Origin of the sequence: Candidatus Accumulibacter similis (assembly GCA_013347225.1) — a bacterium.
Lineage (GTDB): Bacteria > Pseudomonadota > Gammaproteobacteria > Burkholderiales > Rhodocyclaceae > Accumulibacter > Accumulibacter similis.
Genome location: CP054595.1, coordinates 2,072,824 through 2,091,359, shown reverse-complemented (window position 1 = coordinate 2,091,359; position 18,536 = coordinate 2,072,824). Strand labels below are relative to the sequence as shown.

Genomic DNA, 18,536 nt, shown 5'->3' with positions numbered 1-18,536 from the left:
CGTTCCTCAGAGGCGGGCGAGCAACTGGTCGGCGACCCGCAGGGCGTTGGCCTGGATGGTGAGGGTCGGGTTGGCGCCGCCGGAAGTCGGCATGAACGCGCCGTCGGTGACGTAGAGGTTGTCGAACTGCCACGCCCGGCAGTTCGGGTCGAGGACCGAATCCGCCGCGTCGCTGCCGAAGCGCATGCCGCCGAGGATGTGGTTGGCGATGCGGGCCCGCGCGTTGGCCGCCATGTAGATGGCGCCGAATTCGCTGACCGGGAACTGCCCCTTGCCGCCATCGCCACCGAAGGCGAGAATCCGTCGGCACTGCTCGGCGAAGACGTTCATCAGGTGCACGTCGTGGCTGTGCCAGGTCTTGCGGATGTAGGCGACGCGACGCCCCCACTTGTCGCGGATGCTCGGGTGCAGCTCGATCCGGTTGTCGAACAGCGGCACCTGGTTGGCCATGAAGCTGACCGAGAGACGGGTGCCGAAGTTGGCGTCGAAGAAGGCGTTGAGTGCGTCGCCCGTGAGCGCGGTATCGTCGACGAAGGTCTGCCAGATGGTGTCCATGTCCTGGCTGCCGTGCGTGCGCGCGAGCGAGATCGGCAGCGCCTGGTCCGAGGTGTTGTTGTAGATGGCGCCGCCGGCCCAGAGTCCCTGGCTGCGAATGAAGGCTTCGCTGGCGCAGGCATCGGTCGCCCAGTCGGAATCGAGCGAGACGCTCTTGTCGAAGCGACCCGGCATGATCGCCTCGGCACCGCCGAAACAGTGGGTCAGGAAATAGCGTCCGAGGAGGCCATTGCCGTTGAGTCGCGCGGCGAACGCCGGATCGCGCTCGCCCGAGAGCAGCAGCAGGCGAACCGACTCGATCGCCGAACAGGCGACGATGACCAGCCCGCCCGCCACCTCGACCGGCCGCCCGGCCACATCGCGATAGACCACCTTGCCGATGCGGTCGCCCGCCATCTCGAGGTGGGTGACGACACAGTTCGCCCGCAGCGTGAAGTTGGCCATGCCGGAGAGTGGCCGCAGCAGCGCCACCCAGGTGTTCGACTTGAGGCCGAGCGGATCGCCGTAACGGTTGACGTAGCCGGTCTTCGCCGCTTCGGCAGCTGCGGGAACGGTGCGGCCGGAGGGTGCGTGATCCTCGGTGATCACCGCCAGCGGCGTCCGGTAGCGCGGCAGGCCGAGCGCGTCCATGCCGGTGGCGACGTAGGCGCTGATCGGGTTCGGCGCATACGGCGTCTGGTAGTGGTCGGCCGAGAACGGTTTGCCCTGGTTGGCGCGCGTACCGTTGATGCCGATCAACCGCTCCGCCTCGCAGTAGTAGGGTTCGAGCGTCGCGTAGTCGATCGGCCAGTCGCGCGCCTCGCGGCGGACATCGCCGTTCGGGTCACCGACGAGGTCGTTGCGACCGGCGTTGAAGCTGCCGAGACGCAGATCGAGTTCCGAGAAACGCAGCGACACCGCGCCGTAGAGCTGCGTGCCGCCGCCGACCACCTGTGCCGTGTAGCCTTCGATGGTCGCGCGGTCGAGGCCGTCGGCCCCCTCGTAGATGTGCGGCTCGTCATTGAGGTCGGGCTCGACGTGGCTGCTGTAGAACGAGTCGAAACGGTTGGCGACGCCGCTCAGCGTCAGCCGCTTCTCGGCGCCGGTGGCGAACAGCTCATCCCGCTTGAAGTCCGAAACGCCGAGCGGATGCTCTTCCTGCGTGCGCAGCAACGGCCCCTTCTCGAGCACCAGTACCGAGTGTCCGGCGCGCGCGAGACGGGCGGCGATCGGTGCGCCGCCGGCGCCGCTGCCGATGATGACTACGTCGAATCGCTCCATCTCACCCCCTGTAGGCGGAATTGCGCCCGAGCGGCGCTTCGATTGCACGGCCCCAGTCGAAGAGCGTCGCGCCGCTGGCATCACGGTAGCGCTCTTCGAGGTACTTCCAGCCCAGGGTCATGGCATTGCCGCCGTAACGCGGATGCGAGAACACCCCGGTCAGCGTGTGCCGGCACAGCAACTGCAGGAAGTAACGCGGATTGCCATAGCGGCCGTAGTTCCAGCCGGCTACGCTGGCAGTCGCCATCTCCCGGTAGAGTCCCGCAAACACCTCGCGCGGCAGCTTCCAGGGCTCGATCACCGGATTGCGCTGGCGCAGCAGGCCGTCGATCAGCTCGAGGCAGATCTGGTAATCGACCAGGTGATGGGCCTCCTCGCGGGCGAGCAGCTTGTCGATGAAATTGACCGCACCGGCACTCTCGTCGAGGCGATAGGCATGCGGCGCGCGATTCGCCGGGCCCTGCGCGTCATGCACGCGCTTGAAGAAGGTTTCGCCGTCGGCCGTGTGGAACGGCAGGATGTGGCTGCACAGCCGCTGCAGCAGGCGCGACTCCCAGCGCTCGAGAACCAGCCGCCGCGTCGCGCCCCAGGTGAAGAAGCGCGACCACTCGACGCCGTTGTCGAGCATCATCCGCTGCGGGTTGATCGGGTCGACCTGCCAGACGCCGTCGATGCGCAGGCGGTAGTGATGCACCTCTCCCTTGCGGATCCGCAGCGTCAGCGTCGCGTAGTGGGTGTCGGCCAGCGGCAGCAGCGGCAGCGGCGTGTGCAGGTCGGCAAAGCTGCCGGCGACCTGCACCGCATGCCCGGGCTGGCGGTCGACCGCCGCGTGCACGAAGGTGACCGCATTGTAGGGTTGCGCCGCATCGTCGCCATCGTACACGGCGTCGACCCAGGGAAAGCGCCACGGCTCGAGGATCCCGGCGCGCGGGTCGGCACCGAGGTGGCCGTAGTCGTGGCGCGGCCGCGCATCGTCGCGCGCCAGGAACTTGCCGATGAGGCCGAACAGATACTCGTTGTCGACCGCCAGAACTGGCACCATGACTCCCTCCTCAGAGCGGATCCGACAGCCCGACGGCTGGCGGGTTGATGCGTTGAAGCACAACGCTGCACCATCAAAAACCACCGCGGCAGCAGGATGGCGCCGCCGCCACGGCGAGTCCCGTTCAGCGGGCGAAGACGAGAATGCTGTTGGCCGGCAGCAGCAGGGACGCCGAGAAGGCGAAGCCGTGCAGGCCCCACGGCTCGGCATCGATCGCGCCGCCGTTGCCGACGACGCCCGGATTGACCCAGTTTTCGTAGACGTCGCTGTTGAAGACCTCACGCCAGCGGCCGCCGCCCGGAAAGCCGATGCGGTAGCCGACGCGGTTGAAGTTGCCGAGGTGCGCGACGACGAGGACATCGTCGCCCTGCCCGACCACCCAGCGATGGAAGGCGAGCACACGGTCGCCGTCGTCGGCATGCACCACCCGCAGGCCCTCGCCGCGCAGGCCCGGAAAGCGCCAGCGCAGCGCGATCAGCTCGCGCATGCAGCGCAGGTGATCGAGCATCTGCCGGTCGCCGCCGGCGAGCCCGGCCCAGTGCAGCAGCAATTGCGGTTGCGATTCGAGATCATCCGACCACTGCTTGTCCTCGAGGAACTCCTGCCCCATGAACAGCATCGGGATTCCCGGCGCGGTCAGACTGATGCCGTTGGCGACGCGCGTCCGGCTGCGCGCGTACCACGATCGCGGATCGTTCGGCTGCGCCAGGCGCGCGATGCGCAGCTCGCGGCCGGCGAAGACGATGTCGTGGTTCTCCGGCCCCTGGACGAACTGCCACGAGGCGTCGAAGCCCGCCGGCCAGAGGCTCGCCGCGAGGCGCGACATCGGCAGCGGCCGCTCGTCGGGCTGGCTGGCTTTGCCGATGACCTCGCGCAGCGCGATGCGCAGCCCGTCCGTCAGGGTGGTGTCGAATCCGGCGCCCTGCGGGCGCGCGCGGACGATCCACGGGTTGACGTTCCAGTATTCGGCAAGGTTGAGGGCACCCGGCCGGATGTGGTCGAGGGTCGCCGTCAGGTCCTGGCAGAAGCTCCAGCCATGCGGCGCGCCGTCGTGGTCGATGACGCTGACCTGGTCGTAGCGAAACCCGTCGACGCGGTACTCCTCGAGGAAGAAGCGGGCGTTCTGGATCAGGAAATCGCGCACCTCCGGCTTGCCGAAATCGAACACCAGCCCGCCCGCATGTCCGCGATCGCTGAAGTAGAGCGAGTTGCGATGCCCGCCGGCGACCGCCTGGCGATCGAGGAAGTACATGCTCTGGTCGCCGAAGTCGCCACCGGCGTGGTTGTAGACCACGTCCAGGATCACCGCCAACCCATGCACGTGGCAGAGGTCGATCAGCGCCTTCAACTGGTTCATCTCGCCGCGCAGCTCGGCCACCTGATAGGGCCTCAGCTGCCGCGCGTCGAGCAGTCTGTTGAGCGCGGCGACATAGGGCGCCAGTTCGGCATCGCCGACGGCGAAATCCATCTCCGGCGAGAAGTAGTCGGTACCGTTGTAGCCCTGGCTGAAGCGGGTCTGGAACTCCTGGATCGGCAGCAACTGGATCGCCGTCACCCCGAGTTCGGCGATGTAGGGGACAAGCCGCGCGACATCGAGGAAGGTGCCGCCCTGACGCGGCAGGCGCGGCGCATGGAAGGTGCCGACGTGCAGCTGGTAGATGACGAAATCGTGGAAGCGCGGCGTCACGTAGCCCGTCTCGTGCCACGGAAAATCGCTGCTGCGAACGACGCACTCGCCGGGATACGGCACCTCCAGCTCGCGTGCGAAGGGGTCCCTCTTCGGACCCTCGCTGCCCGTGCCGACAATGTGGTAGAGGTAGCGGTCGCGATCGCGCACACCGGGAATGAAGCCGCGCCAGTGCCCATTCGCATCGCGACTGAGCAGGCTCGCGTCGTCACAGCGGCGGTCGTTGAAGTCGCCGGTCACGTAGACGGCCAGCGCGCCCGGCGCCCAGAGGCGAAAAGTCGCGCCGTCGGCGATCAGGTTGGCGCCCATCGGCGTCCCGGGATGAATGTGCGCAAGCGATGCCGGCATGTTCTTCGCGCCTCCGCTGTCGGGCAGGACCGATGCGAATGATTGCCGTTTGCGGGGACCGCTGTCAAGCGCTTTCTGAAGCGACGGCCGCGGCTGGCGGCGAGCCGCAGCCGCGGCACGGGAATCCGCCCGGCGACCGGCGACCGGCGACCGGCGATCGTCGCTCGGCGCGCCAGCGCTGCCGGCAGCCAGTCAGTCGCTGCGCAACTCGACGCGCCCTTCGACGACCCGCACCCGGTCGCCCCTGCGGACCGTCGGCTCGTCGTGCTGTTCGATGAAGGCGTAGGTGCCATCCTCGTAGCGCACCGTGACGACGTAGCTGAGCAACGGCTCGTTTGCCTGCCGCGCATCCTCGACGACGGTGCCGGTGCCGACGATCGGCGCTGTCACCAGGCTGGGAGCGATTGCCGGTGCCGGCGGGCGCTGCCGTGGCCCTTCGCGCGTCTGCTGGCGGATCGCCGTCACGACACCGCAGCGCTCGCATGGCCCGCCGCGCGGCTCCTCGATCAATTCGCGGAAATCCTCGTCGCTGCTTGGCAGCTTCAGGCTGGTCTGCGCCAGCGACCACGGGGCAACGACGACGGCCAGCACGATGGCGGCCAGGGCTCTTGAGTACGGCATCGCTTGAACTCCTTTCGCTCGCTCCCGGCGGGCAAGCGACACGCGCCCAGCCCGCGGGCAGGTGCCGATCCTAATGCGAAAACACCGCGCCAGAAAGGCGGACGGTGCCCCGCCAGCTCCGACGCACGACCCTGATGAGAACTGCTGCTGCCGACGCAGCGGCTGCCACCAGGCTGCGGCGTGCTATGATCCGCTTCGCCAGTGACGCACGGCGGCAACCCCAGCATTGCCAGGGCTGACCGGCAGTGCCCCGAAGCGTCCGCCAGGAAGCGTGGCAGAGTGGTCGATTGCACCGGTCTTGAAAACCGGCAACGGGCAACCGTTCGTGAGTTCGAATCTCACCGCTTCCGCCAGAAACAACCACCAACACATTGTTTATTAAACGTAATTCCATTCAGCCCCGGGAACGACTATCGAATCGACTATCAACGTTGTCGTTGATTGGTTGGTCGCTCCCCTGTCATTTCAGTGTCACCAGTCTGCCGCCCGTCGTTGGCCTCCATTCCGCCGCCGACCCGTACCGCCCACCAATGACCCAGCGCCTCCGCCCCGCGAAGCGTTGGCGCTGCACTTGGATGACACACCGGAGCGAGCATGCCACTAGCTGACTACGCCAATGAGATCCTCGAATTCCTCGCGAATCGTCGAGACGAGGTGGATCGCATAGCACCCATTTTCAACCGTGACCTGCTTGTTGCAACCGGCAAAAATCCTTCAGGTTACGCAGTACTCTACGGGCAAGCGAATTCGCTGCTCGACCTCGCCTGCCTCGAAGCCGGGCAGCCGTTGATAGGCAGGCTGGTTCTCTTTGATCACCGTGATCCCCGAGATGGTCCCTGGGCGAACTGGGTTCCCTTTGAAAGTCTCCTGTATACCAGTTCGCCACGGCTCAAGCTTTGGCATGACGACGATCTCGAGGCAATAAGGGGTGGCCTCGTGGAGGGTAGGCCGTCAGATCTATGGCGCGCCAGAGAGTGCCGGAGCGAGGAACTGTTGACGAGCGCCTTGGAAGTCGCACAGCGGGTGATCGAGCGTCACGTACTTGAGATGATCGCGCCCAACCCGCCCGACCTTGGAAACATTCGGCAACGGGCGGGCGGCTGAGCTTGACCATGTGGGCTGGGCGTGGTGTGCGGCCACGATCCAATCAGTTCCTTGGCCGTTTTGCGAAACAGATTCATCACCAGCCGTCGCCGCCATCGTACACACGGCGTTGCCGCCTCTTCATCGACAGCAGCCACTTCACCACCCCCGCCAGCGATGCCTCGGCGCACGCATCGTGGACCGCAGTCAGACGCTCGAACGTGCGCCAGTGCATCCCCTTGGGTTTCCCGCCGTCGCGGTTGGCAATGCCCGCCGGCCAGCCCAGACGCCGCCTGATCTTCTCCGCCCGCCGCCGCGCACGATCGTCCTCGGCTTCCCGCTGGCTCGCATAGACCAGACGGTAGCAGTGCCGACAGGCGAAGATCGAACCGCCATACAGAATCGCCACGCGCCTCCCGCATCCGGTTGCCGGGCAGCGGAACCACGCGCGCCGACTGCCAAGATGGCAGGGTGTCCATTCCAGATAGACGGGGTACTCCATCGGTTGCCATTCGCCGCCGTTGTTCCGGCTGCGATAGCTGAGCATCACACGGTCGACTTCCGTGCGGATCTGGATCGACGCCACCTCCTCGCCGTTGCCTGTCCATTGCCAGCCGAAGGCCCGACCCGGTTGTAGCAGGCCATCGCGTTGCAGCCGCCGGACATCAAGCGTCCGCATGTCGTTTGTCGTGGCCTTGCCGCCTTGGTATCCCCGCCCGCTTCCGCTGCCGCCCATTCTCTTGCACTCCGATTTTGCCGAAATCATGTGGCAAGTTTGCATCGTGCCCTTTGGTGAATCAGCGCGAATCCCTTGCCACATCAAGCATTGCGCCGTTCTCGCTGGTGTTCGGTCTCATGCGCCGCGCAGCTCTTTCAGCTTCAGGAGCATGGCCAATGTCCGCTCGAATTTGCGGTCGAGGTGCGTTTCGTAGCGGTTCAGGTTTTCCAATCGATGCGCTTGCAACCCGGAGCCCAGAGTCTGCGCCTTGATCGCCGCAACATGCCGCACCTGCTGCACCATACCGACGCACAGCGGTTCGAGCGATTCACGAATGAACTCCGCCAAGCCTTCGACGGTGCTCGGGTACTCCTCCTCACTGACCTGAACGTCCCACCAATCGCGCGACCCGGGAAGCAGCGCCCGCCGAGCCTTCTCGTAGCCATTCGGACCACCCTTGGCGAGGATCGCTGCCGCCTTGCGGGTTGCCGCCAAGTCCAACTCGGCCTCCTGCTGAAGTTCCGCGATTCGCTCGGCCGTCGCGTTCAGCAATCTGGGCAAGTCGACATGCTCTCCCGACAGTTCCGATTGGAAAGGTGCGGCGGCCGGTATCAGTGTCGTCGTGCTGCGCAGGACGCTCTTCAACCCGTCGTTGATCCTTGCCCCTTCTGCGAGCAAGACCCGTCGCTTGCGCCAGATGATTGCCGCGAGTTCCTCGACCAGATGCTGCTCGGTCATTCCCGCCGGTTGATGTTCATCGACGAGTGCGACCAACAGGCCGCCGAACTCATCATGATCCTCGTGTGCGAGCACCGCCAGTTTCGAGAGGATGCCGTGCTTCGTGGCGTTGTACCGAACCGCATCGTAGCCACCCCTACGCTGCGCCTGCACAGCGCCGTCTGTCGTCTTGAAAGGGATTTCCTGAGAATTGCACAGTGTGCTGCCTTCGATCACTTCCATGGCCTTGCCTCATTCCGTGATGGTCACGAAGCCGTATCTCCGGCCGATCTCGACCCAGGCACGTTGTGCCGACAGCCTTGCTGGTTCCGAAGCATCAACTCGCCCCAGGATCGCCAGCAGCACCCGAAGTGGTGCGTTCTGCTCATCGCCGATTGCGTCTATCGCTGCCCGACTATCCCGCTGGCGCTGCGCGCGTTTGCGTTCAGTAGCATTCAGCGCTCGCTCGCCGTTGGAAGGCCTGCCTCGTTTCGTGACTGTCAGAGCACGGCTGGACATCGTTTCCTAGTATTTCCCGTGACTGTCACGATATTAGCACATGGCCCGACATTCGGCACACGGATCGCCAGGAGATTTTCTCGGTGGTCGATCCACAATAACGTTGAACACGGAGACGTTGGCGCCAAGCCAGTCCTAATCCAGATGCTTCAAACGACCAAGGGGCAGATCACGCGCTGCCGGTTCAGGCAAGTGTGGAACCCGCAACCATATCCTTGTCGTCAGAGTTGACTGCCTTGCGACCGCGCCGTAGCCTATGCTCAAAAATCTTGGCGCCCGGCTCCGGAGCGCTGCCATCTAGGGGGGCGTCATCTTGACTATTTTCGTTGACATCGCGCCGGTCTGCGCACAAGAAGCGCGCGGCAACGCGCAGTTGGACTCCGTCCAGAGCATTGCGCAGAAGATCGAGCGGCAGCAGAGCATCGCCAATCTCGACAAGCACCTACCGTCTCCAATCGTGAAGAAGGTTGTCGGCAAGACCTTCCGGCTGTACGGGATCGAACAGATCCAGGAGTGCAGCGGGCATCGGGTAATTCGCTTCGCGAGATTCCTCGTCAAGGGACAGAACGAGGATTTCCACCGTCGTCTTGAGGAGGGGACATTCCGCAACAAGTTCTTACACGAGGCCACCCTCGGCGAGGCCGCGCTCGATGCATTCATCCAAGACCGTATCCGCGCCGGAGTCAAAGGAACACCGCCGCTCAAGGAGCACGAAGCTGCCTACCTCGACATCGCCTTGGCAACGCTCTACGAGGACGTGCCGAGCATTTACGAAACCTTGGACTGGGTAGATTTGCTCAAGTCTTCCAAGATGGCCGAATTCCGGTGGTCGATTGCCGCCCTCCTACAGGGACTTGTCGTCCTGACCGCGAAGGAGGACCGCGCCTTACTGACGCGCTTCCCGGCGGACCGCAACCAGCGCGGGATCCTCTATCGTCAGTTCCAGAACGGGTTGCTGCTCGTCGCCCCGGTGGGGTTCCCGGAAGGTCCGCGCGAGGATGAACTGCGCATCCGCTACGCAGACGTCTTTGGCGTCGACGAGGCGCTGGCGGAAGAAGAACTGCGCAAATTCTCGATACGCACTTACCCGGAGTTCGTGGTTGTTGATGAGACTCTCTGGGTGGATCTGCAGAAGGCCGGCAAAGAGGCGAATCTGTCGCTGTCACCAGAGGAACTCGCATTGCTACAGACCCTGCTGACACCCGGCGAAACCCGCAAGCCATATCCGTTGTTCATCAACGGTCGTCCGGGTTCGGGCAAGACGACCATACTGCACTACCTGTTCGCTGAACACCTCCATCACCACCTCAACGCGCCGCAGCCACTGGATGATCCCCCGCTCTACCTGACCTACAGTCCGGCGCTCACGCATCGGGCCAAGGAGACGGTGTCGACGATCTTGGCGTGCGACTACCGGCGACTGGAGGATCCTCCCGACATCGACAGCCCCGAGGCACAGGCGACCATCAACCGGGCGTTCTCTGCATTCCGGGATATGCAGCTGTCGCTCCTCGACGCGGAAGCACGGGTTCGATTCGATATGGCGCGATACGTCGATTTTCCGGAGTTCCGAAAGCTGTGGATCAAGAGCGTTGCACAGGACAGAACGCGCCCAGCGGAACTGCGCAACTCGCCCGAGTTGGCGTGGCACGCCATCCGCACCTTCATCAAGGGGCGCCGCCCGGCGGACGGAGAGGAGGATGACTTCGGGCCGGACTCCTATGCCGAACTGTCAAAGCGCCAGAAGTCCATTGACGACGACCTCTACCGCCAGATCTACGAGAGCATCTGGAAACGCTGGTACAAGCCGCGTTGCGAACAGAACAGCCTGTGGGACGACCAAGACTTGGCGCTAGAGGTTCTGCGACGGGAGGACGATCTGGCGCGCTATCCGGCAATCATCTGCGACGAAGCACAGGACTTCACTTCGAATGAACTGGCGGTGATTCTCCGACTGTCGCTGTTTTCCGCGAGGGAAGTGCCACACTATCTGCTCGGGCGCATTCCGTTCGCTTTCGCCGGCGATCCCTTTCAGACGCTTAATCCCACCGGCTTTGACTGGAACGCCCTCTCCGACAGCTTTCGCGAGAACCTACTACGAGAACTGGATCCGGCCGGGCGCCAACAGCTGCAGGTAAATTTCCGCGAGCTTGAATTTAACTACCGTTCCGCAGAGCCGATCGTTCGCCTGTGCAACCTAGTTCAGTTGCTCCGCGGCATCCTCTTCGAAGTGAGCGGGCTCAAGCCTCAGCAGACTTGGCGCAACGAGGGGGCGCAAGAGCCTGCACTTTTCGACATCGCGGAGTCGGCAACGCGCGACGCGCTGCGCCGGGCGGACGATGTGGTTTTCATCGTCCCAAGTCAAGAGGAACCGGAGCTCGAATACGTTCAGGCTGACGAGCTACTTTCGCACATCGCCCTTTCGGATGGCAAGCTGTCGCGCGACGTCTTCAACCCGATGCGGGCCAAGGGGATGGAATTCGGGCGCGTAGTCATCTATAAGTTCGGCCACTACTGCTTAAAGCAAATCCCCGACCTGCCGGCGCTGCTGGCGAAGCCGGAGCCCCAATCAAAGAGGAACCGCGATCGGCTGGCCTACGAATACTTCCTGAACCGGCTCTACGTGGCGTTGTCGCGCGCGCGCGGCAGCCTGCTGATCGTCGATACCGGCGAGGCCATCGAGAAGTTCTGGCGCTTTGCCCGTGGTCAGGGCTACGAGGACCTGATCGGGCAGTACAAGTCGTCGGGAGGGGTTTGGGGCTTGTCCAACCTCGGGTTGGCTATCGAGGGGGAACCAGGGGCCTGGCAGGAAGATGCGCTAGACGATAACGCCGATATTGGACGACAGTTCTTCGACAGAGGTTACGAGAACCGAGATCCGTACCTGCTAGAGCGCGCAGCCAGCCGCTTCGACCGCGTCGGAGATGAGTCGAATGCACTCAGGGCACGGGCATGGGCATGCCATTTCCGCGAAGAATACCCGCAGGCAGGACGGATGTTTGGCCGCATCCCCGACGTGCCGCTTGCCCTCGACAACTTCTGGCTGGCGGGCGAGTATAAAGATTTTGTCAATCTGGCGCGCAACAAGGGGGTCGCCGGCGATCCGCGTTTCCACGCAGCACGGTACATGGTAAGCCACCGCAGTGAGGAAGATGCGCGGGCATTATTCGCAGCCCTGAACGGAGCAAAGTTGGAGAACAACAGGGCAGCCGGCGCGGCCGGCGAGCGCATGCGCGAAGCGCTGGACGCGGCCTTCGGAATGCTCCTCGCACGCCTCGACGCGGCGCCGGACGACAAGCGCGCGCAGCTTGCTGCGTGCAGCGATCACGCCCACGTGGCCTTGGTTTCGGTGCGTCTTGACTGGACACCGCATCCATCCGTCGGTCATGCAGTCTTGATGGCACTCGGTGGGGCAGCCAACGACGCAGCGACGGCGTGGAGGTCACTGCGGCGGTTGGATGCGGACGCCCCTGAAGCGCTAGTTCCAGCACTAGCGAACGCGACTCCATTTCCGGAAAACCTGCCATACCTGAGACGCTTAGGCGATTTCGACCGCATCCTGGCGGAGACGCGCGCTGGGGACGGGGCAAAGGTGCCGACGAAAGTTGTGGCGGCGATTGCGGCGGACCTGCGTAGGGCCGGCGATGGCAAGCGCTTCGAAGAGTTCGCCTTAGTGCTGCCACGGACGAAGGCGTTTGCCGTGTTCGACGATATCCCGGTTGACGAGCTTAAGGAGGACAAACGTGCAAGGGCCATTCTGGCTAACCTGATCGGCCGCTTGGCGGAAACAGGGGATTTGAAGGCATTTCTCGACTGCGTAGTCGCGCACTTGGTCCCGGACATGGCCAAGGACAAGCAGGTCTGGCTGCGTATGGTCGTAAGCGATGCGCCGGGCGTCCACCGTAACGCCATTCGAGCACTGGCAACCTCGAACGTCAATCGCGATCGACTGGACATCCAGCTAAAAGACCGCATAGAACAGTACTTCGATGGCCTCCTTCGAGCCAACAACGCGGAGCTGAACACCGTTTCGCCGTTCGAGGTGGGAGCGGTGATCGAGCTTTCCGGAAAGTTCCGGTTGATGCAGCAATACTACGAAATGGTGCTCAAGGCGCGCACCCGGGATATGGACCCTGCAATTGTGGGGTTCGCGCAGGAACGGCTGGTCTTCGCGCTGGCCGGCCTTGCTAACGTGCAGAAGGATGCGAAGGCTCGCCGGCGCATTGAGGATGAATACAAGCGGTCGGCGCGAGATTGGTCGGTTAACCTGGGACGGCTGCCGCCCACCATCAGCCTTCACGGCTATCGCGAGGCGATCGAGCGCTTCTACGAAGAGAGCCAGGTTCACCCGGCCGCGCCGCCAGCGACGAGTTCTCCAGAGATCCCAGTCTTGCCGCGGACGAGTGAGGCGGCGACTGGGCAGAAACCTGCGGGAGGAGTTCCCATCCCGAAGAAGCCCATCGCCGAAGCGCTGGGAGGCGGTGAGCGCAAGCCCGACACAGTGGAAATCAAGGCGGCACCAGCAGGGGGCGGGCACGGTGTAGGTGCTGTCGAACCGACAGGAGCGGGGACGAATCCTGATTCACCCGTAGGCGCTAGCCCCGGCGAGGTCGACACGGTAACGGTTCTAGCCAGCAAGGTCTCGCTCGACGTGACCTGCGACTACGGATTTCGGCGAATCGACATTCGCAATCGCAAGACAGGCGATACAGTGGTGGTGAAGGTGAAGAACGGGATACCGGCCGTCAGAAGCGCGGATCTCGACGTCAGCCGCGCCGAGCACGGGACATATCGCTTGGGCGATTGGCCGGTGACGGTTACGGTTCCGGAAGCCAAGGGTGGCGATGTCATTGCTGAGGTGCAGGTTCTGAGCAGCGGTCTTGGCGTCAGGTTTCGTTTGTGACGTAGGTGAAGGCTCACTGATTCGTCATTGCTGCGCTCAAGCATTCATCAAAATCACCCGCAGCCTCGCAACCCGACCTGCAACGCCTCGTTGGCATGCTCGATCTTGAAAACGAAGATGGCGAGAGAGGTGCTCCCAGATCTGAACAACTAGAGCTACATCACAACCGGACCCCGTTCACGCATCTCCGCCCACGCCCGCAGAATGCTGTTCAAGCAGTTCCAACAGCACCAGCGCGTCGTAGTATTTGAGCGGGATCTCCAACTCGAAAGTCGCGACCTCGCGAATCCCCACGGCAACGGCGACCGGGTCCGTAGAAGCGTCATCCACAACCACCGCATAACGCAGACGAGGGTCATCTCCGAGCATCGCCAAGGTCTTCGTGCGCCTGCGCTCCCGCTGCAGCGCGCGAAGAATCCCAGACTTGTTGTCACGAATGATCGGCAGCCAGCCGTCGACGACCGACTGCTCGCCGGTCGCGGTAATGGTGCCGTCAGGACTGAGCGCGAGGATCACCCCTTGCGCCTTGGCGTTCTCGACCAACTGCGCAGCGCTCATACTTCCCTCACGACCACATTCGTCGCGTTCGCAGCGACAGTTTTCGTAACCGGCGCTGGGAAAGGCGGCAAAGGCGTTAAAGGAGGTGATTTCACGGCTACCACACGCCAGGCCGTACGCCCGTCGGCCTCCGCTTGTTGAAACTCAAGCCCGCCGACAATCCGGTTCGCATGTTTTTTCAACAGCCAGCCCAGCTTCGAGCGATTGATCTCGCCGCGTTCTTCGACCGGGAACTCGCGTATCGCATCGAGCAGATTAGGGTGGTTGCACGATGCTGCCTCTACGGCCTTGCGTACCGTCGTCGGGGTCGATCCAAATGCAACATGCCATTCGGTCATCAACCCGCTGAGTGCATCACCATCGGGATCATGACGCACCTGATCGAGCAACGCCGTGGCGGGGTCAGGCTGTCCCAGCCACATCAACGGATAGCGGCAATAGTCCGACCACGCGCCCCCGAAGGTGACGATGCTGTCTGCCGCCGCGCGAGGCATTCCGGCCTTGCGCCATGCCTGGATAATGGTCAGCACCGCTGCGACATAGACCCCTCGGCGCTGGCGCACTTTCCCGACCGGACAGCCCTGGTAGGTTATCGTTGCCGGCGTCGCACAGCGCGGATCGATATGAATCGTCAGCACACGTCGCAACAGGTCGCGTATCGGCCCGACGTTATTGCCCGAACCGAGGAACAACGTGCGCGTGCTCACCGTCGCCGTCTTGCTCACGCCCAGAATCCGGTCGGTGATCTGCTCCGCCGTCAGCATCCGCTTGATCGTGCCGTGCGGTAGCCAGTCGGTATCCATGTCATCGAACTCGATGACGGCGGGGCTGGTCAGCAGCAAGGACAGAATCACCTTGGTGGCTTCCTCCGAGGTCATTGGATAGCTCACCTTGGCATTTCCCGCCGGCCCACCGAAGGCGCCGATCAGCTCGCACAAATAGGTCTTGCCGCTACCGGCTACGGGCGCTCGGACATGAAAGGCCGGCGCATGCGGCAGCGATGGGCGTACCGCGGCGGTGAGGATCGCGGACAGCGCAGCGGCCTTGTCCGAAGGCGCGACGAAGTGGAACTCGGCGAGCAGGTCTTCCAGCACGCGCAGCGCTGCTCGTGCGGCGTCCGGTGTCGGGTCAGGAATGACGAACTGCCGAGCATCGAACACGCCGAAGCGTTGCGTCGACTTGTCGTAACCGGCCTGCGTGATGAGTTCACCGTCCGACTCGCGAAAGTACGGCTGTCTCGCCACCCCAGCCAGCGGTGGCAGGTAGCGAAAGGTCTGCGCGTCATAGAGAACGGCCACGTGCCGCGCCGGCGGATCGCAACGCACCCAGTCGCCTGCACGCCGGTCGAATTTTTCCCAGCTCGCCGCGACCGATAGCTCCCGTGTCAGCGCTGGGGCGCTGGTTGGCACGATGGAGGGATCGCCGCTGGTCGGGTCAGTCGAGATCGAGACGATCAGGCCTCCCGCTTGATAGTGCCGCCCGCGGGTGGTCAATTCCCTCTCTGCCGCATCGACGACGAGGTGCAAATCGCCGGCGACCACGCGGATCACCGGCTTGTGGCGTGCTTCGGAGCTGCGTACCCCGAGAAAATCGAGCAATGCGCGGATGCGGTACTGGTCGCGGTGCGAGTGCTGACAACAGAAGCCACCCAGGGGATAGAGTTCATCCGGCTCGAAGTAGGCCGCGCCGGTATCCAGTGCGTCGGTGTGCTCCTCGACCCACGGGCACGTGATGTCGTGTTTTCCCGAACCCAGCGGCGTCTTGTATAACCCGCGCACCTTGAGCGCCGCAACGACCGGGTTCTCCGCCGCTTTGGGTGTGAGCACATCGTCGGCATAGTTGCCGATGCTGGACGAGATGTCGTCCCCCCCGGTAACGCGCGCAGAGGATCTAGCCGTCTTCTTCGGTCGTCCGGCCGGAGCAAGTTCCAATTGCAGGCGATCCACAATCTCTTCTGGCGTATAGCGGGCGTCCGGTCGCCATTCGAGCAGGCGACATTGAAAGGGCGCTCCGTCGTCGCTGGCATATTTGGGCTTGCCGTTGATGGCCACCGGCAGCCGCGCCCAGCGACTCAATGGCCCCGTCGCGCCCGCATCGCACAGCCCTGATTCGATCACCGCGTTGAGCAGTCGCACGGCGGCCGAACCATCGGTCATCGGTTCGGAGAGGAGGATCCCGCCCTGATGGTTACCGGGGCTGGTCTCGATCAGCCAGGACAACTGGAACCCGGCCAGCCGCTCGATCGGCACCTTGGTGCCCAAGTCATCGAGCATCAGGAAATGGCAGGCGGCAAACTGCGCCTTGCGCGCCCTGAATGAACCATCATCACCAGGGTAAAAGCTCGCACAAGAGACGTAGTTGTTGTTCGCGGCAAAAAGTGCGGCCGCGAACTGATCGGCGCGAAGGGCTGGCCATCCGCCCACACCGGGGTCGCCGCTCTTGGAGCACACTGCCGCGAAGGCGCGTTCGGGGAAGACTGGAAACACCGCCGCCACAAAATCGGCATTGCTTAGCTGAAAATCACCGCCTTCGCCGCCTATACCGGCTTCCAGGGGCTCGGTTACGGAATCTGTCAGCACATTGGGAGCCATGGCCGCTGCTCCTCAGGAGGCCGCTTTGCGGGCAGCTTCGAGGCGGGCAACCAGCTCCCGGATCTCGGCATCCGACTTGCCGGCGATACGCGCCGCCTGCCAAGCCGCGATGGACGCAGAATCCCACGCGACGGCTCGCGCGCTCAATGGGATCGGCGCGGGGAACTCGCCTCGCCGGATCGCCTCGTAAGTCCAGCTACGAGACATGCCGGTGACGGTCTTGACTTGCTTGAGACGGAGAAACGATCGGAGTTGCTCAGCCATGTTCATTTCCTTACGAACAAGGCCGGGTGCTCCGCGTTGCTAGGTGGCCTTGTCCGTGCAATTGAGGATTGCAGCGGATCACCTGGCAAGTATTCTGCGCGGGCAAAAAAACAGGCGAAAGCCGAAGGACTCCGCCTTAAATCATTGAAAAACAAAGGGTTTGAAGGGCAAAAGAAGGCAGTCGGGCAGTCGTCCCGACAATCACCACCTCTTGCGGATCCGCCGCGTAACGGTGCCCACGTCCATGGCCTCCTGTCGGGCCAGAATGCTCGCCACCCTATCGCGCGTAACAATAGCGCGACGATTATTCTTCAGCATGTCCTGAGCAATCGCATTGGCCTTCGCCTGCAAAACGGGGTCATGGTTCAAGTGGCCAGCAGGTTTGGCATCGGGCACCGGCGGCGTGCCGATTCCAAAATCCTCCGCTTCGATCGCCTTCACCTGCGAGAGCGCGAACAAACCACTCTCCAAAGGAGGAAATTCTTCCCGCTCCGGCCACGTCGCTCGCGTTCCCCCATAATTGGGGTGTATGTCGAGCAACCGCGACTCCTCTATCTTCGCCAGCACGAAGGCTTTGGGCTCGATGTGCGGTTCGTTGCCCCATCGTTCAATCAATGTCTTGCCGGTGATGTAGCGCTCGTCTGGCTCGAACGCTTCAATGTCGTCGCGCCGAAACCAGCAGGCCATCAACGGGGATATGTAGTCGTCGCCCATCGTGTAGAAGAATGCAAACTTCGGCGGCGGATCCAGCTCGTTCGCATTGGTATACGCGACCAAACCGCCTTGAGTCTCGCCCCAGAACACCCACGCAGCCACTTCTTCCCGCGTGGCGCCCAAGCGTTCGCGCAGTCGCTTCATGGCCCGCGGGTACGCGATGTACGGGAAATCCTCGTCTGTTCTCGCCGACTCGTCTGGACGATCGCCTCGCCGCACTTTTTCACTGCGCTCTTTGCCGGACATGTGCTTCTCCGCCAGATCGATCTTCGTGATCTCTTCTCTCAGCTCTGCCAGTCGCGCCTCTTTCGTAGCCAGTTCCGTTGCCGTCCCTGCGCAAGTGTGTTCCCACTCTCTCATCTTGCCTTCCACCTCCAGCCTCCGGGCAACCAAGTCCCACGCGGCTTGGCGCTCCGGCTCCGTGGCTGGATCGTTCTTGTAATCCCACTGCTGTGTAAAGTCGCGACGTTGCTCGGGGCTCAAGAGGTCCCACGTGAATGGCAAGAACTCGTGCTCCACTCGCTGCCGCAGGGCTTCCGGCAGATCGGTCAGCGGACGTTCAAACCATTCCTCCAGAGCCTCGCTCAGACTCTCAAACCGCCCTTCCGTCACGACAGCAGATGCGCTCTCGCGCCTGCCTGCAGAAACCGACATCAGTCATCCCTCATCAAGGTGTCTTCCACTTTGGCTTATGCTGGACACTCGGGTACATTATCGCACTTGCACCATAGAAACCCTGAGCACGGCCAAGCAAGGCATGCGTCAAGATCGACACGCTCCCCTTTCGTCTCGAACCACGTCGAAGCTGGCCCGGACGGCACACCAGCGGCCAAGTCGCCTCGTACAACGAGTGCGTCGCCAAAGCAGGTGGTCGAAGCATGGTGCGGGGACTCCCGTCACAACCAATCAGAACAAAGACATGAATGCTGAGAAGCTGATGACCCTGACCCATGCAC

At 63.3% G+C, this 18,536-nt stretch carries 12 protein-coding genes and 1 tRNA gene; 3 read left to right on the top strand and 10 right to left on the bottom strand.

The genetic code is table 11. The features are described from left to right. Window positions 1-6 precede the first annotated feature (6 nt). From HT579_09590 to HT579_09575, 4 genes are all read right to left on the bottom strand, one after another. Window positions 7-1,815 carry a GMC family oxidoreductase gene (locus HT579_09590; protein QKS29139.1) on the bottom strand — a complete coding sequence of 603 codons (1,809 nt, stop codon included), beginning with the start codon at window positions 1,813-1,815 and terminating at the stop codon, window positions 7-9. Between the two features lies 1 nt (window position 1,816). After that, window positions 1,817-2,857 carry a gluconate 2-dehydrogenase subunit 3 family protein gene (locus HT579_09585; protein QKS29138.1) on the bottom strand — a complete coding sequence of 347 codons (1,041 nt, stop codon included), beginning with the start codon at window positions 2,855-2,857 and terminating at the stop codon, window positions 1,817-1,819. Window positions 2,858-2,981: 124 nt separating this feature from the next. Next, window positions 2,982-4,892 (bottom strand): alpha amylase C-terminal domain-containing protein, encoded by a 1,911-nt coding sequence (locus HT579_09580; GenBank protein QKS29137.1) that lies wholly within the window; start codon window positions 4,890-4,892, stop codon window positions 2,982-2,984. A gap of 192 nt (window positions 4,893-5,084) precedes the next feature. Then, complete coding sequence (locus HT579_09575; protein QKS29136.1) at window positions 5,085-5,513, bottom strand: hypothetical protein; 429 nt, start codon at window positions 5,511-5,513, stop codon at window positions 5,085-5,087. A 265-nt stretch (window positions 5,514-5,778) separates the two neighbouring features. On the opposite strand from HT579_09575, the gene HT579_09570 reads away from it, so the two are divergent. Further along, window positions 5,779-5,866: transfer RNA gene (locus tag HT579_09570), tRNA-Ser, on the top strand. A gap of 241 nt (window positions 5,867-6,107) precedes the next feature. Next, window positions 6,108-6,617: a hypothetical protein gene (locus tag HT579_09565; protein QKS29135.1), complete on the top strand. Its 510-nt coding sequence runs from the start codon at window positions 6,108-6,110 to the stop codon at window positions 6,615-6,617. A gap of 76 nt (window positions 6,618-6,693) precedes the next feature. Here the strand turns inward: HT579_09565 and HT579_09560 are convergent, their stop codons facing one another. Together HT579_09560 and HT579_09555 are read right to left on the bottom strand one after the other, a co-directional pair. Further along, window positions 6,694-7,332: a hypothetical protein gene (locus HT579_09560; protein QKS29134.1), complete on the bottom strand. Its 639-nt coding sequence runs from the start codon at window positions 7,330-7,332 to the stop codon at window positions 6,694-6,696. Between the two features lie 117 nt (window positions 7,333-7,449). Continuing rightward, on the bottom strand, window positions 7,450-8,232 hold the full coding sequence (locus HT579_09555) for a hypothetical protein (protein QKS31588.1): 783 nt from the start codon (window positions 8,230-8,232) through the stop codon (window positions 7,450-7,452). Window positions 8,233-8,863: 631 nt separating this feature from the next. Here HT579_09555 and HT579_09550 point away from each other — a divergent pair. Further along, window positions 8,864-13,453 (top strand): hypothetical protein, encoded by a 4,590-nt coding sequence (locus HT579_09550; GenBank protein QKS29133.1) that lies wholly within the window; start codon window positions 8,864-8,866, stop codon window positions 13,451-13,453. Window positions 13,454-13,630: 177 nt separating this feature from the next. On the opposite strand, the gene HT579_09545 is transcribed toward HT579_09550, so the two are convergent. The 4 genes from HT579_09545 to HT579_09530 form a co-directional block, all read right to left on the bottom strand. Next, window positions 13,631-14,011, bottom strand: coding sequence for a hypothetical protein (locus HT579_09545; GenBank protein QKS29132.1), 381 nt, complete (start codon window positions 14,009-14,011; stop codon window positions 13,631-13,633). After that, on the bottom strand, window positions 14,008-16,602 hold the full coding sequence (locus HT579_09540) for a hypothetical protein (protein QKS29131.1): 2,595 nt from the start codon (window positions 16,600-16,602) through the stop codon (window positions 14,008-14,010). Before HT579_09540 ends, HT579_09545 begins: the two co-directional genes overlap by 4 nt. A gap of 12 nt (window positions 16,603-16,614) precedes the next feature. Continuing rightward, on the bottom strand, window positions 16,615-16,866 hold the full coding sequence (locus tag HT579_09535; GenBank protein QKS29130.1) for an AlpA family phage regulatory protein: 252 nt from the start codon (window positions 16,864-16,866) through the stop codon (window positions 16,615-16,617). A gap of 201 nt (window positions 16,867-17,067) precedes the next feature. Beyond that, window positions 17,068-18,234: a hypothetical protein gene (locus HT579_09530; GenBank protein QKS29129.1), complete on the bottom strand. Its 1,167-nt coding sequence runs from the start codon at window positions 18,232-18,234 to the stop codon at window positions 17,068-17,070. Window positions 18,235-18,536: the final 302 nt, after the last annotated feature.